We start from the raw sequence: 14,071 nt of genomic DNA, 5'->3' as shown, positions 1-14,071 counted from the left end.
GCGCCTTGCTCTTGCGCACCGCGTTGACGCGCCACGTCCGATCCTGCGTCGATGGCTTCTCGAACGCAGTCCCGTGTTTCCGCAGCGAACGCGCCACCCGATTCGGCCGCCGAGGTGGGCCTGATATACGTCGGTGATGCGGAGCCCGGGCTGCGCCGGCGTCGAGCGGGAAAGGGGTTTTACTACCTGGATGCTCGGGGCAGGCGAGTGCGCGATCGCGCCACGCTCGAGCGCATCCGCGCGCTCGCCATTCCGCCGGCCTATCGCGACGTGTGGATCTGCACTCATGCGAAAGGTCATTTGCAGGCGACCGGGCGCGATGCGCGTGGGCGCAAGCAGTATCGCTATCACCCGCGCTGGCGCGAGGTGCGCGATGCGGAGAAGTTCGATCGCATGCTCGCCTTCGGTGCCGCATTGCCACGGCTGCGGCGGCGCGTTCGCGCCGATCTGGCGCTTCCGGGGCTGCCGCGCGAAAAAGTGTTGGCGATGGTCGTGACGGTGATGGCCGACACGCTGGTGCGTATCGGCAACGACGAATACGCGCGCGACAACCGCTCCTTCGGCCTGACGACGCTGCGCAACCGGCATGTGGAATTTCCGGGCGACGGCCGCCTGCGGCTGAAGTTCCGCGGCAAGGGCGGCAAGGAGCACGACGTAGTGCTGGACGACGCTCGGCTCGCGCGTCTGGTCCGCCGTTGCCAGCAGCTTCCGGGGCAACAGCTGTTCCAGTACCTCGATGACGACAGACAGGTGCAGCCGGTCGGCTCGACGGAGGTCAACGACTATCTGCGCGAAGCGATGGGCAGCGAGTTCACGGCCAAGGATTTCCGCACCTGGGGCGGCAGCTTGTGCGCGCTGCGCATGCTTGCCGCCGAAGACTTGCCCGGCGCCGAGGAAACCGGGCGCAGCCTCGCCTCGGTTCGCAACAGCGTGATCGCGGCTGTAGCGGGAATGTTGCGCAACACGCCAGCGATCTGCCGCAAGGCCTACATCGCGCCGGCGGTTCTTGAAGCCTGGGAAACCGGTCGGCTGAAGCAGGTGGTGCGCAACGCCCGCGGTCCCCGCCAGTGGGAACACGCGTTGCTGCGCCTGCTGCGCAACGCACGGCGGGGTCGCCGCACTGAGTGATTCGCCGGCAGACACCATATTTCGTGTTGACCGATTGGCTTACCCCCACTATCTTGTGGCTGTCGATGGTGCCGACCCCGCCGTGGGAAGGCTTAAAGGGAATCCGGTGAGGCCCGATTCGCTCGCATGAGCGTCAGGCCGATTCCGGAGCTGCCCCGCAGCGGTAACCGGTAACGACCCGCGTCAATGGCACTGGCCTCCAGGCTGGGAAGCGACGCGCAGTAGGCAAGGGCACACGCGTGCCCCACGACCGGAAGCCCGAAAACCTGCCTCGGCCGGAGTACTCCCGCTCGCCCTGAGCGCAGCGCCGCAGGCGCCAAGTCGAAGGGCCACGGAACCTCCGCTTGGCCAGGCGTCTCCGCGGGGAGCGACGGTCGACGCTGCCGGGACTCCGTCTCGCGCTGTCGATCGGCATTCTCTTCCGCGTGGAAGCCGGCTCGCCCGAGGGGGCGGGGGCCGGTTCGTATGCGATGCGTGCAAGGCGCTGGCCCGGTCGCCAGTATCCAAAATCGCAATGCGTGCGACCGCTTTCGCTTCTTCTCCACATCCACCGGAGAGGACAGCCATGACTACCGAGACACTCACCGAGGCCGTGACCGAAGCGCCGTCGCGCCAGGCCGAGTCGCTTGCGCCCACGAACGCGGCGCAATCGAGCTTCGCCCTGACCCCGCCGCACGCGCCGGCGACCATGACCATCACCAAGCGCGACGGCCGCAAGGAACCGGTCGACGTCGCCAAGATCGTCCGCGCGGTGACGCGCTGCTGCGAAGGCCTGAACGAGATCGACCCGATGCGGGTCGCGCTCAAGACCATCGCCGGCATCTACGACGGCGCGACCACGCGCGAACTCGACGAGCTGTCGATCCGCACCGCCGCCGCCTTCACCGCCGAAGAGCCGCAGTACGCGCGCCTGGCCGCGCGCCTGCTCGCCGGCTATATCGACAAGGAAGTGTCGGGCCTGGGCGTGCATTCCTTCTCGCAATCGATCGTGTTGGGTCACGAGCTCGGCCTGATCAACGACCGCGTGCGCGACACGGTCGAAGCCAACGCGCGCAAGTTCAACGACGCGATCGACGCCGTGCAGACACAGCGCTTCGAATACTTCGGCCTGCGCACGCTGTACGACCGCTACCTGCTGCGCCATCCCAAGCGCCGCAGCGTGATCGAGACGCCCCAGCAGTTCTTCATGCGCATCGCCGTGTCGCTGACCGATACCGCGGCGGCCGCGCTGGAGCTGTACCGGTTGATGGCCTCGCTGGACTACATCCCCAGCTCGCCGACGCTGTTCAATTCCGGCACACGCCACGAGCAGCTGTCGTCGTGCTTCCTGCTCGATTCGCCGCAGGACTCGCTCACCGACATCTACGCCCGCTATGGCGACGTCGCGCAGCTGTCGAAGTTCAGCGGCGGCATCGGCCAGGCCTACTCGCGCATCCGCTCGCGCGGCTCGCTGATCCGTTCCACCAACGGCCGCAGCAACGGCATCGTGCCGTGGCTGAAGACGCTGGATGCCTCGGTCGCGGCGGTGAACCAGGGCGGCAAGCGCAAGGGCGCGGCCTGCATCTATCTGGAGACCTGGCACGCCGACATCGAGGAATTCCTCGAGCTGCGCGAGAACACCGGCGACGAGGCGCGCCGTACCCACAACCTCAACCTGGCCAACTGGGTGCCGGACCTGTTCATGCAGCGCGTGGAAACCGACGGCGACTGGTCGCTGTTCGATCCGTATGCGGTGCCGGAGTTCGTCGACCTGTGGGGCGAGGCCTTCGAGCAGGCCTACGTGCAGGCCGAGCAGCAGGGCCTGGCGGCCAAGACCATCAAGGCGCGCGAACTGTACGCGCGCATGATGAAAGTGCTGGGCGAAACCGGTAACGGCTGGATGACCTTCAAGGACGCGTCCAACCGCACCTGCAACCAGGTCGGCCCGGGTCGCACGGTGCATCTGTCGAACCTGTGCACCGAGATTCTGGAGGTCACCTCGGCGGAAGAAACCGCGGTGTGCAATCTGGGTTCGGTCAATCTCGCGCAGCATGTGCTGCAGTTCGACGACGGCAAGTCGGCGTTCGATTTCGACAAGCTCGCCGAAACCGTACGCGTCGCCGTGCGCCAGCTCGACCGCGTCATCGATCTCAACTTCTATCCGATCGAAACCGCGCGCCGTTCCAACCTGCGCTGGCGCCCGGTCGGGCTGGGGGTGATGGGCCTGCAGGATGTGTTCTTCAAGTTGCGGCTGCCGTTCGACTCCAGCGAAGCACTGCAACTGTCGACGAAGATCGCCGAACGCGTCTACCTGCACGCGCTTGAAGCCTCGTGTGAGCTGGCGGAGAAGCACGGCGCGCATCCCAGCTACGCCGAGACGCGTGCAGCCGGTGGTGCGTTGCAGTTCGACCTGTGGGGTGTGACGCCGAGCGAAACCGACGCCTGGGACGCATTGAAGCAACGCATCGCCCAGCACGGCCTGCGCAATTCGCTGCTGATCGCGATCGCGCCGACGGCGACGATCGCGTCCATCGCCGGCTGCTACGAATGCATCGAGCCGCAGGTGTCCAACCTGTTCAAGCGCGAGACGCTGTCGGGCGATTTCCTGCAGATCAACCGCTACCTGGTCGACGAGCTGAAGAAGCTGGGGCTGTGGACCGCGGAAACGCGCGACGCCATCAAGCTGGCCGAAGGTTCGATCCAGAACATCGCCGGGATCCCCGACACGCTCAAGTTGGTCTACCGCACCGCGTGGGAACTGCCGCAGAAGGCATTGATCGATCTGGCCGCCGCGCGCGGTCCGTACCTGGATCAGTCGCAGTCGCTCAACCTGTTCATGGAGAGCCCGAACATCGGCCGCCTGTCGTCGATGTACATGTACGCGTGGAAGTCGAAGTTGAAGACGACCTACTACCTGCGCTCACGCCCGGCCACGCGCATCGCCAAGGCCACGGTGTCCGCGCCGGCGTACACGACGCAACAGGCCATGGCGTGCTCGTTGGAAAACCCCGAGGCCTGCGAGGCTTGCCAGTAACCCCCTTTCCCTTCCCGCGCGGGCTCCGGTGGGTCTCCCCCGACGCCGTCGAGCCCGCAGCGGGAAGGGCTTCCTTTTTCCGGAGCGCCGAATGTCCGCCGTTATTCCTTCCCACCTGCTCGATCCCGGTTTCGCCCTCACCCTGCGGCCGATGCGCTATCCCGCCTTCTATGAGATGTACCGGGATGCCATCCGCAACACCTGGACCGTCGAGGAAATCGACTTCGGCATCGACCTCAACGACCTGCGCCATAAGCTCAGCGCGGCCGATCGCCATCTGATCGAGCGCCTGGTCGCGTTCTTCGCCACCGGCGATTCGATCGTGGCCAACAACCTGGTGCTGAATCTCTACCAGCACATCAACGCGCCCGAAGCGCGCATGTACCTGTCGCGTCAGCTGTACGAGGAAGCGCTGCACGTGCAGTTCTACCTGACGCTGCTGGACGCCTACATTCCCGATCCGGCGCGGCGCGCGGAAGCCTTCGCCGCGATCGAGAGCATTCCCTCGATCAAGGCCAAGGCCGAGTTCTGCTTCAAGTGGATGGATTCGGTGCAGTCGCTGCAGCGGCTGGAAACGCGCGAGCAGCGCCGCGCCTTCCTGCTGAATCTGATCTGCTTCGCCTGCTGCATCGAAGGGCTGTTCTTCTTCGCGGCCTTCGCCTACGTGTGGTTCCTGCGTTCGCGCGGGCTGTTGCCGGGTCTGGCCGCGGGCACCAACTGGGTGTTCCGCGACGAATCCGGGCATATGGCCTTCGCGCTCGAAGTGATCCGCACCGTGCGTAGCGAGGATCCGGGACTGTTCGATGCCGGCATGGAGCGCGACGTGCGCGCGATGCTGCGCGAGGCGATCGAGGTGGAAGCCGGTTTTGCCGACGACGTGCTGTCGGGTGGCGTGAACGGCCTGTCGCCGCGCGAGATGCGGCAATACCTGGAATACGTCGCCGACCTGCGCCTGTCCGCGCTGGGGATGGCGCCGGAGTTCGGTGCGAGCAATCCGTTCCCGTTCATGGACCTGCAGGACGTGCAGGAGCTGACCAACTTCTTCGAGCGGCGCGTGTCGGCGTATCAGGTGGGGATCAGCGGGGCGGTGGGGTTCGAGGAGGCGTTCTAGCTCGCGGGATGTACAGGCGGGCCGTCCGGGGGTCTATGTCCGGCTCTTGAGCCTTCCCCCGCGCTGCGGCGCGTTGAGCTGTGCGGCGGCGGTGGGTGTGAGGGGGCGCGGTAGAATACGCAGATCCTTGATTGAAGCAGCAGGCCGGAGCAGGCATGACGTTGCGGATCGCGATGGCGCAGTTCGATTTCCCGGTAGGTGCGGTGGCGAAGAACGCCGATCGCATCATCGAGATGATCGCCACGGCGCGGGACGAATACGGCGCGGACGTCGTGCTGTTTCCGGAGCTGTCGCTGAGCGGCTATCCGCCGGAAGACCTGTTGCTGCGCCCGGCCTTCCTCGCCGACTGCGAGGCGGCCATCGATCGCATCGCCAAGGCCGCCACCGGCATCGTCGCCGTCGTCGGCTGGCCGCAGGCTGCCGGTGCGATCGTCTACAACGCAGCCAGCGTGCTGCGCGACGGGGGCATCGCCCACACCTACCGCAAGCGCGAGTTGCCCAACTACGCGGTATTCGACGAGCGCCGTTATTTCGACGTCGATCCCGATGGCGGCAACTGCGTCTTCGACGTGAAGGGCGTCGCGGTTGGCCTGATCATCTGCGAGGACCTGTGGTTTCCCGAGCCGATCGCGCAGACGGTCGCCGCGGGTGCGCAGCTCGTGCTGGTACCCAATGCATCGCCGTTCGAACGCGACAAGCACGTGCAGCGCGACGAGCTCATGGCGCAGCGCGTGCGCGAGACCGGTGTGGCCGTCGCCTATCTCAATGTCGTGGGCGGACAGGATGCGCTGGTGTTCGACGGCGCATCGGTGGTCGCCGATGGCGACGGCACCGTGCATCCGGCCGCGGCCGCGTTCACCGACCAGTGGCTGGTGGTCGATTTCGATCCAGTGTCGCGCCGCTACACGCCGGTGCAGTGGACGGAAGACGGCGACGAAAGCCGCGATGCGCTGGCCTGGCGCGCAGTCGTGCGCGGCACGCGCGACTACTTCCTCAAGAACGGCTTCAAGCACGCCTGGCTGGGACTGTCCGGCGGTATCGATTCCTCGCTGGTGCTGGCCATAGCCGTCGACGCACTGGGCGCGGAAAACGTCACTGCGGTGCGCATGCCTTCGCGCTACACCGCCGGCCTGTCGAACGATCTGGCCGATGAGCAATGCCGGCGCCAGGGCGTGCGCATGATTACGGTGCCGATCGAGAAAGCGTTCCAGGGCTTTCTGGACGCGTTGTCGGAGCAATTCGCGGACAAGCCGGTCGACCTGGCGGAAGAGAATCTGCAGTCGCGCAGCCGCGGCGCGATCATGATGGCCTTGAGCAACAAGTTCGGCGGCCTGCTGCTGACGACGGGCAACAAGAGCGAGTACGCCGTCGGCTACGCCACGATCTACGGCGACATGTGCGGCGGTTACGCGCCGTTGAAGGATCTGTACAAGACCGAAGTGTTCGCGCTGGCACGCTGGCGCAATACCGTCGGCGACCTGGTGATTCCGCAGGGCGTGATCGATCGTCCGCCGTCGGCGGAATTGCGCGAGAACCAGAAGGACGAGGATTCGCTGCCGCCGTACGACGTGCTCGACGCGATCCTGTATCGCCACGTCGATCTGGAACAGTCGGCGGCGGACATCGTCGCTGCGGGCTTCGATGCCACGACGGTGGACAAGGTGCTGCGGCTGGTCCGCATCAGCGAGTGGAAGCGACACCAGGCCGCGCCGGGACCGAAGGTGTCGCGACGCGCGTTCGGGCGGGAGCGGCGTTATCCGATCACCAATGGGTATCAGGGATAGCCGAACGATCCCGCGCGCTGCGGCGCGTTCGAGTTCATCGCAGGCTCATTTCACCGCGGCGCGGATCGGCACCGCCTGCCCGGTCACGCGAATGCCGCCCTGCGGTTCGATATCGACGGTAAGCAGACTGGGCCGGCCCATGTCCACGCCTTGGTGGACGGCGACCGTGGCCGGCAGCGCCACCAGCTCCAATTCGCGCAAATAGGCCCCCAAGGCTGCAGCGGCCGCGCCGGTCGCGGGATCCTCGATTACGCCGCCGACCGGGAACGGGCCGCGGGCATGGAACACGTGCGGCGATTCGCGCCAGATCACGATGCCGCCCTGCAGGTCGTGGCGGTGGCAGAAGCCCAGCAGCGCGTCGAAACCGTAGTCCAGCGCGGCCAGTTGCTCGCGCGTGCGCACGGCGACGATGAATTCGCGGCCGCCGGCATAGGCGAAGCGTGCCGGCAGAGCCGGGTCCAGTTGTGCGGTGGGCAGACGCAGCGCGCGCGTGAGTTCGTCGGCGGCCTCCGTGGGGATCGGCTCTACGTAAGGCGCTACGCTGGTGAGCGTCGCCACCGTGCGTCCCTCGCCGCGCTGCGAATCGACCGTGACCTCGCCCGCCCGCGTGTGGAAGACGCGGCGGGCCGCGCCCTCGCGTTCCGCCAGCGCCACGGCCGTGGCGATCGTCGCGTGGCCGCAGAAGCGGACTTCCGAGGTCGGCGCGTAGTAGCGGATGTCGTAAGTCTCGCCGCCGCGCGGAAACAGGAAGGCGGACTCGGAATAGCCCAGCTTCGCGGCGATCGCCAGCATCCCGGCCTCGTCCAGGCCGCGCGCGTCGAGGACGACGCCGGCCGGATTGCCGCCGTCGGGGCGGTCGGTGAAAGCGGCGTAGTGCAGGATCTCGTGCGGGTTCATGGCGTGCGCAAAGAGCGGTGGCGAAGCGTCGAGTGTGCCGGCATCCGCTGCGTGCGGTTCGCCGTCTCGTATACGCAGTGTTGCACCGGTCGCTTGCATGCCGTCCAGACGGGATGGGCCCGGAAACGAAAACGCCGCCCGAAGGCGGCGTTCGAACCACTCGCGCCGATCAGCGCTTTTCGTTGTCCAGCGCCGATTTCTCGCCGGCGAAGGGATTGAGCTTGCGCAGGTTGCTCGGATAGTCCGGCCATTCGCCGCGCAGGTACGGATGGTTGGGCTCGTTCTGCTGCAGCACGCGCTTGGCATCGTCGGCCAGGGTCTTGTTGCCCAGCCCGGTGTAGGCGGCGGCGAGCGTGGCGACGGCGTCGTTCTGGTACTTGCTCTGCGGATAGGTCTCCAGCACGAGCTTGGCGCGGTCGGCGGCCGCCACGTAGGCGGTGCGGCGCAGGTAGTACAGGGCGACGTCGAGATCGTGGCGGGCGAACACGTTGCGCAGGTCGGCCATGCGCTTGCGGGCGTCCTCGGCGTAGCGGCTGTTCGGATAGCGCTCGGCGACGATCTGGAAGTCGTTGTAGGCCTGCTGCGGCGTAGCCAGGTCGCGGCGGCTGGGGTCCAGGCGCCACACGCGCTGCAGGAACACCGTCTCGCGGCTCGAATCCACCAGGCCGCGCAGGTAATACATGTACGAGGTGTTGCGGTGGGTCGGGTAGGTGCGGATGAAGCGGTCGATGCTGCTGATCGCATCGTCCTGCTTGCCCGACTTGTACTGGGCGTAGGCCGTTTCGACCAGGGCCTGCTCGGTGTACGCACCATAGGGGTACTGGGCGACCAGGCGCTTGTACACGAGTTCGGCGCCGGCCCAGTTGCCCTTGCGCATGAACTTGTGGCCCTTTTGGTACAGCTGCTCGACCGGTTGGCCTTCGTTCGCGTCTTCGTCCTTGAACATGCCCTTGACCCGGGCGCAGCCCGAACCGGCAAGGACAGCGATCAGCAGCAGGCAGAGCAGGGCGCGCGGTGCGATGCGGTTACGGCTGGGGCTCATGGGGCAGGAGGCTTCTAGACGGACGCCGGAGGCAAGAAACCCGGATAATAGCAGCCCGGCGATACGCCCCCTGAACCAAAGCCCAGGGTCGGCGATGTCCGATGCCTCCTTCTTTCCCTGCTTCGCCCGGCCCGCGCCGGCGTGGCCTACCAGTAGACGTTGACTGACCCGATGAGTGGCTCCGCTACCCCCCTGTCCGCCACCACGCTTTCCGCCACTGTCCCCGACAGCAGCGCGGGGCGTCGCTTCGACGCCGTGCTCGCGGAACTTTTTCCCGACTATTCGCGCTCGCGCCTTTCGGCCTGGATCAAGTCGGGCGACGCCCGTCTCGACGGCCGCGAAGTGCGTCCGCGCGATCCGGTGCGCGGCGGCGAACTCGTGACGCTGACCGCCGTGCTCGACGTACAGACCCACTCCGAGCCCGAAGACATCGCCCTGGACGTGCTCTACGAGGACGAGCACGTCTTCGTGATCGACAAGCCGCCGGGCCTGGTCGTGCACCCGGGCGCAGGCAATCCGGCCGGCACGCTGGTCAATGCTTTGCTGCATCGCGATCCGGCGTTGAATGCCTTGCCGCGCGCGGGCATCGTCCACCGCCTCGACAAGGACACCTCCGGGGTCATGGTCGTCGCCCGTACCTTGCCGGCGCACACGGCGCTGATCGCGCAGTTGTCCTCGCGCGAAGTCCATCGCCAGTACCTGGCGGTCGTGGTCGGCGCGCTGGTGTCGGGCGGCACGGCCAATGCGCCGATCGATCGCCATCCACGCGATCGCATCCGCATGGCGGTGCGCGAGGACGGCAAGGACGCGGTGACTCACTTCCGCCTGCGCGAACGTTTCCGTGCCCACACCCTGCTCGAATGCCGCCTGGAAACCGGACGCACGCACCAGATCCGCGTGCACATGGCGCATCTCAAGCATCCGATCGTCGGCGATCCACTGTACGGCGGTCCGCTGAAGCTGCCCAAAGGCGCGACGCCCGAACTCATCGAGGGACTGCGCGGCTTCCGCCGCCAGGCGCTGCATGCCGAAGTGCTGGAGTTCGCGCACCCGGTGACCGGCGAAGCGGTGCGCTGCAGCGCGCCCATGCCCGACGACATGCGCGCCCTCGTGCGCGTACTGCACGAAGACGCCGCGGCGGCGAAGCAGGCCGGGCGCTGAGCATGCACGCCGCCCTCCTTCCCGCCGCATGGCCCGCGCCCAAACGCGCCGATGGCGGCAAGGTGCACGGGTTCACCACGCTGCGCCACGGTGCCGGCGTGTCGCACGCGCCGTTCGACAGTTTCAATCTCGGGCTGCGCTCGGGCGACGACGAAGCGGCCGTGCTGCGCAATCGCCAGCAGCTGGCGGAATTCGCCGGCCTGCCGTCGGCGCCGCACTGGTTGCGCCAAGTGCATGGCACGGGCGTGGTACGAGTGGACGACGCGATCGCGACCGGCGAGCCCGAGGCGGATGCAGCGGTGACCTCGACGCCTGGAGTGGTCCTCGCCATCCTTACCGCCGATTGCCTGCCGGTTCTGTTCACGGCGAAGGACGGCAGCGAAGTCGCCGCCGCGCATGCCGGCTGGCGTGGACTGGCCGCGGGCGTACTCGAAGCGACCATCGCGCACATGAAGACACCGCCAGATCATCTGCTCGCCTGGCTGGGGCCGGGCGCGGGACCGCAACGCTACGAAGTCGGCGTCGAGGTCTACGACGCCTTCGTCGGCAGCGATTGGTCGGCGGGTCGCGCCTTCGTCAGCACGCGGCCGAATCACTGGAACGTCGACCTCTATGCGCTCGCGCGCCGTCGCCTGGAGAAGGCTGGCCTGCGCGCGCACGACATCCACGGCGGCGCGCTGTGCACGATCGCCGATCCGCAGTCGTTCTATTCGCACCGCCGCGATCAGCGCACGGGGCGGATGGCCTCGCTGGTGTGGATGGATCCGGTGCGCTGAGTTCAAGCCGCCCGCAACGCCGCAAGGAAATGCTCCCGCCACGCCGTGATGTCGTGATGGCGCAGCTGATTCATCATCGCTTGCCAGCGTTCGCGCCGTTCTTCCAGCGGCATCGCCACCGCGGTGGCGATCGCGTCGGCCACGCCGTCCAGGTCATACGGATTCACCAATAGCGCCTGCGGCAATTCGCGCGCGGCGCCGGCGAAGCTGGACAGCACCAGCACGCCCGGATCCTCGCCGTTCTGCGCGGCGACGAATTCCTTGGCGACGAGATTCATGCCGTCGCGCAAGGGAGTCACCAGGGCGACGCGCGCGAGCCGGAGGAAGCCGGTCAGGGAAGCGTGCGGGTAGTTGCGATTGACGTAACGCACCGGCGTCCAGTCCGCATCGGCGTGGGTGCCGTTGATGTGGCCGGCCAGCCGCTCCAGTTCCTGCCGCAGCGTGCGGTACTCGGGCACCTCGCCGCGCGAGACCGGCGCGATCTGCAGGTAGGTCATGCGCCCGCGCTGCTCGGGATGGCGTTGCAGATAGCGTTCGAAGGCGCGGAAGCGCTCCGGCAATCCTTTCGAATAGTCCAGGCGGTCCACGCCGATCGCGAGCGAGCGTCCGGACAGGCTGGAGAACAGCCGTTTCGCGCTGGCCTTGCCGGCAGCGCGTTCGGCGAGCTTGCTGATGTGCGCGGTGTCGATGCTGATCGGGAAGGCGCCCGCGCGCAGGCGGCGGCCCTCCGCGGTTTCGAGCACACCATGCTCCACCACGCGGCCGCGGCCGAACAGACGCACGTAGTCCTGAAAGCGTTCGAGATCGCGCTCCGTCTGGAAACCGACCAGGTCGTAGGCCGACAAGCCTTCGAACAGGCGGCGGTGATCCGGCAGCGCCGCCAACAGATCGGAAGACGGCATCGGTACATGCAGGAAGAAACCGAGGCGGCAGCGCGCACCGCGCTCGCGCAGCAGCTGCGCAAAGGGGATCAGGTGGTAGTCATGGACCCAGACGATATCGTCGTCCTGCAGCAGCGGCGCCAGCTTCTCCGCGAACAACGCGTTGACGCGCCGGTAGCCCGCATACATCTCGCGGCTGTAGTCGACCAGATCCATCCGGAAATGCAGCAGCGGCCACAGCGTGCGATTGGCGAAGCCGTGGTAGTAGTCGTCGCGGTCCTGCTCGGACAGATCCAGGGTCATGTAACGGACATTGCCGCCGATGACTTCGTGGATCCGGCCGGATTCCTCCGCGACGCGGCCGCTCCAGCCGAACCACAATCCGCCCACTTCCTCCATCGCTGCCTTGAGCGCGACGGCCAAACCGCCGGCGCGTGCCTCGCCCGGAAGCGCCACGCGGTTGGACACCATGACCAACCGGCTCACACGGCATCCCGCCACGGCCGCGACAGGCGCATGGCCGCGATGATCAGGCCCACGTGCGAATAGGTCTGTGGGAAGTTGCCCCAGGGCTCGCCTTCGAAGGAAAGATCCTCGGACAACAGGCCGAGCGGATTGCGCTTCTGCAGCAGGCGCTCGAACATGTCGCGCGCCTCCTCCTTGCGCCCGATCGCGGCCAGCGCGTCGATGTACCAGAACGTGCAGATGGTGAAGCTGGTCTCAGGCACGCCGAAGTCGTCAGCGGCCGTATAGCGGAACAGCGCGTCGCCGCGCTTGAGTTCGCGCCCGATCACCTCGACCGTGGCGATGAAGCGCGGGTCGTCGGCGGCGATGAAGCCCAGGTCCGCCAGCAGTAGCAACGAGGCGTCGAGGCGGTGTCCGCCGAAGGTATCGACGAAATGGCCGCGCGCGGCATCGAACGTCGCCTCCATGATGCGCACATGCATCTGCTCGGCGTGCGCGCGCCAGAATGCCGCGCGGTCGGGCAGGCTCAGGTGCAGCGCGATCTTGGCCAGGCGGTCGCAGGCGGCCCAGCACATCGCCGCCGAATAGGTGTGTGTCTCGGCGCGGCCGCGGAACTCCCACAGGCCCGCGTCGGGCTGCTCGTAGAATTCGAACGCGCGTTCGCCGACGGGTTCGAGCCGCGCGAAGCTGGTCGCGTCGCCAGGACGGTTGAGGCGCTGATCGAAGAACAGCTGCGTCGAAGCGAGCACCACGCTGCCGTAGACGTCGTGCTGCTTCTGCAGCCAGGCCAGGTTGCCGCGGCGCACCGGGCCCATGCCGCGATAGCCGGCGAGCGACGGCACCTCTTCTTCCGCCAGTTCGGTTTCGAAGCCGATGCCGTACAGCGGCTGCAAGGCGCCCGACACGAACGTCGCCAGGTTCGACAGGTAGCGCAGGTAGTCCTCCATCGTCCGCGTCGCGCCCAGGCGATTGAGCGCGCGCACCACGAAGGCCGCATCACGCAGCCAGCAGTAGCGATAGTCCCAGTTGCGTACGGTGTGCGGCGCTTCGGGAATGGACGTGGTGATGGCGGCGACGATGGCGCCGGTGTCTTCGTATTGGCACAGCTTCAGGGTGATCGCGCTGCGGATTACCGCTTCCTGCCATTCCAGCGGAATCGACAGGTAGCGCGTCCATTCGCGCCAATAGTCCACGGTGCGTTCCTCGGCCAGGCGTACGTAGGAACCGACCGGCTGCGTCAGCGTCTCGTCGGGACCGAGCACCAGATGCATGTCGTGATCGAGCACGAACGGCAGCGCATCGCGGACCATGCGCACCGGCACGTCGCTGGTCAGTCGCAGCGTGTAGCCCGACAACAGGTAGCGCACGTGGTTGCTGCCCCAGGTGATTTCGGGGATGCGCGCGCCGTAGTCGGCCAGCGGCCGCATCAGCACGCGGATGCGCGGGCTGCCCGACAGTGGCCGCAGGCGGCGCATCAGCATCACCGGGCGGAAGAAGCGGTCGTGATGGCGCCAGCGCGGGGCGAAGTCGGTGATCTCCACCGCGCCGCCATTGCCGTCGCGCAAGACTGTGCGCAATACAGCCGTGTTCGGCACGTAGTACTGCTCGGAGGTCACGCAGTCCTGCAACTCGATCGTGTAGTCGCCGCCGTCGCTGATCTTGGGCGAGAGCAGCGCGCAGAAGGTGGGGTCGCCGTCGAATGCGGGCACGCAGCCCCATACGATGCGTGCGCGTTCGTCTAGCAAGGCCGCGATGCTACCGTTGCCGATGATGCCGAGGTCGAGCGTCGTCATCCGATCGTGTCCTCTGTTGA

At 67.1% G+C, this 14,071-nt stretch carries 10 protein-coding genes and 1 riboswitch; of the genes, 6 read left to right on the top strand and 4 right to left on the bottom strand.

Annotated features, from left to right (window positions below; translation table 11 throughout):
• The first annotated feature begins 51 nt into the window (after positions 1 to 51).
• The 4 genes from ACYVJ8_RS09520 to ACYVJ8_RS09505 all read left to right on the top strand — a co-directional run bounded on the left by ACYVJ8_RS09520 (position 52) and on the right by ACYVJ8_RS09505 (position 7,036).
• Positions 52 to 1,128, top strand: coding sequence for a DNA topoisomerase IB (locus ACYVJ8_RS09520; RefSeq protein WP_460711715.1), 1,077 nt, complete (start codon positions 52 to 54; stop codon positions 1,126 to 1,128).
• Between the two features lie 48 nt (positions 1,129 to 1,176).
• A riboswitch (cobalamin riboswitch) is annotated at positions 1,177 to 1,416 on the top strand.
• A 277-nt stretch (positions 1,417 to 1,693) separates the two neighbouring features.
• On the top strand, positions 1,694 to 4,141 hold the full coding sequence (locus ACYVJ8_RS09515; RefSeq protein ID WP_460711713.1) for a ribonucleoside-diphosphate reductase subunit alpha: 2,448 nt from the start codon (positions 1,694 to 1,696) through the stop codon (positions 4,139 to 4,141).
• Positions 4,142 to 4,232: 91 nt separating this feature from the next.
• The gene (locus ACYVJ8_RS09510; RefSeq protein WP_460711711.1) at positions 4,233 to 5,252 is read left to right on the top strand and encodes a ribonucleotide-diphosphate reductase subunit beta; all 1,020 of its coding nucleotides are present in this window, start codon (positions 4,233 to 4,235) and stop codon (positions 5,250 to 5,252) included.
• Between the two features lie 155 nt (positions 5,253 to 5,407).
• On the top strand, positions 5,408 to 7,036 hold the full coding sequence (locus ACYVJ8_RS09505; RefSeq protein ID WP_460711709.1) for an NAD+ synthase: 1,629 nt from the start codon (positions 5,408 to 5,410) through the stop codon (positions 7,034 to 7,036).
• Between the two features lie 45 nt (positions 7,037 to 7,081).
• Here ACYVJ8_RS09505 and ACYVJ8_RS09500 read toward each other — a convergent pair whose 3' ends face one another.
• Both ACYVJ8_RS09500 and ACYVJ8_RS09495 read right to left on the bottom strand, forming a co-directional pair.
• Positions 7,082 to 8,032 (bottom strand): PhzF family phenazine biosynthesis protein, encoded by a 951-nt coding sequence (locus ACYVJ8_RS09500; RefSeq protein WP_460711707.1) that lies wholly within the window; start codon positions 8,030 to 8,032, stop codon positions 7,082 to 7,084.
• A gap of 70 nt (positions 8,033 to 8,102) precedes the next feature.
• A complete protein-coding gene (locus tag ACYVJ8_RS09495) occupies positions 8,103 to 8,975 on the bottom strand; it encodes an outer membrane protein assembly factor BamD (protein ID WP_460711705.1) in 873 nt (290 codons plus the stop codon).
• Between the two features lie 171 nt (positions 8,976 to 9,146).
• Here ACYVJ8_RS09495 and rluD point away from each other — a divergent pair, with 171 nt between their 5' ends.
• The gene (gene rluD / locus ACYVJ8_RS09490) at positions 9,147 to 10,136 is read left to right on the top strand and encodes a 23S rRNA pseudouridine(1911/1915/1917) synthase RluD (protein WP_460711703.1); all 990 of its coding nucleotides are present in this window, start codon (positions 9,147 to 9,149) and stop codon (positions 10,134 to 10,136) included.
• Positions 10,137 to 10,138: 2 nt separating this feature from the next.
• Positions 10,139 to 10,912 carry a peptidoglycan editing factor PgeF gene (pgeF, locus tag ACYVJ8_RS09485; protein ID WP_460711701.1) on the top strand — a complete coding sequence of 258 codons (774 nt, stop codon included), beginning with the start codon at positions 10,139 to 10,141 and terminating at the stop codon, positions 10,910 to 10,912.
• Between the two features lie 2 nt (positions 10,913 to 10,914).
• Here pgeF and otsA read toward each other — a convergent pair whose 3' ends face one another.
• Both otsA and ACYVJ8_RS09475 read right to left on the bottom strand, forming a co-directional pair.
• Complete coding sequence (gene otsA / locus ACYVJ8_RS09480) at positions 10,915 to 12,279, bottom strand: alpha,alpha-trehalose-phosphate synthase (UDP-forming) (protein ID WP_460711699.1); 1,365 nt, start codon at positions 12,277 to 12,279, stop codon at positions 10,915 to 10,917.
• Positions 12,276 to 14,051: a glycoside hydrolase family 15 protein gene (locus ACYVJ8_RS09475; protein WP_460711697.1), complete on the bottom strand. Its 1,776-nt coding sequence runs from the start codon at positions 14,049 to 14,051 to the stop codon at positions 12,276 to 12,278. Before ACYVJ8_RS09475 ends, otsA begins: the two co-directional genes overlap by 4 nt.
• Positions 14,052 to 14,071: the final 20 nt, after the last annotated feature.

Source organism: Lysobacter terrae (assembly GCF_054782215.1).
This window is presented reverse-complemented; position numbering and strand designations above follow the sequence as displayed.

What these genes read in the sequence shown, in the direction of transcription:
- ACYVJ8_RS09520 (WP_460711715.1), top strand. Translation starts at nt 52, where the DNA reads ATGGCTTCTCGAACGCAGTCCCGTGTTTCCGCAGCGAACGCGCCACCC.
- ACYVJ8_RS09515 (WP_460711713.1), top strand. Translation starts at nt 1,694, where the DNA reads ATGACTACCGAGACACTCACCGAGGCCGTGACCGAAGCGCCGTCGCGC.
- ACYVJ8_RS09510 (WP_460711711.1), top strand. Translation starts at nt 4,233, where the DNA reads ATGTCCGCCGTTATTCCTTCCCACCTGCTCGATCCCGGTTTCGCCCTC.
- ACYVJ8_RS09505 (WP_460711709.1), top strand. Translation starts at nt 5,408, where the DNA reads ATGACGTTGCGGATCGCGATGGCGCAGTTCGATTTCCCGGTAGGTGCG.
- ACYVJ8_RS09500 (WP_460711707.1), bottom strand. Translation starts at nt 8,032, where the DNA reads ATGCAAGCGACCGGTGCAACACTGCGTATACGAGACGGCGAACCGCAC.
- ACYVJ8_RS09495 (WP_460711705.1), bottom strand. Translation starts at nt 8,975, where the DNA reads ATGAGCCCCAGCCGTAACCGCATCGCACCGCGCGCCCTGCTCTGCCTG.
- rluD (WP_460711703.1), top strand. Translation starts at nt 9,147, where the DNA reads ATGAGTGGCTCCGCTACCCCCCTGTCCGCCACCACGCTTTCCGCCACT.
- pgeF (WP_460711701.1), top strand. Translation starts at nt 10,139, where the DNA reads ATGCACGCCGCCCTCCTTCCCGCCGCATGGCCCGCGCCCAAACGCGCC.
- ACYVJ8_RS09475 (WP_460711697.1), bottom strand. Translation starts at nt 14,051, where the DNA reads ATGACGACGCTCGACCTCGGCATCATCGGCAACGGTAGCATCGCGGCC.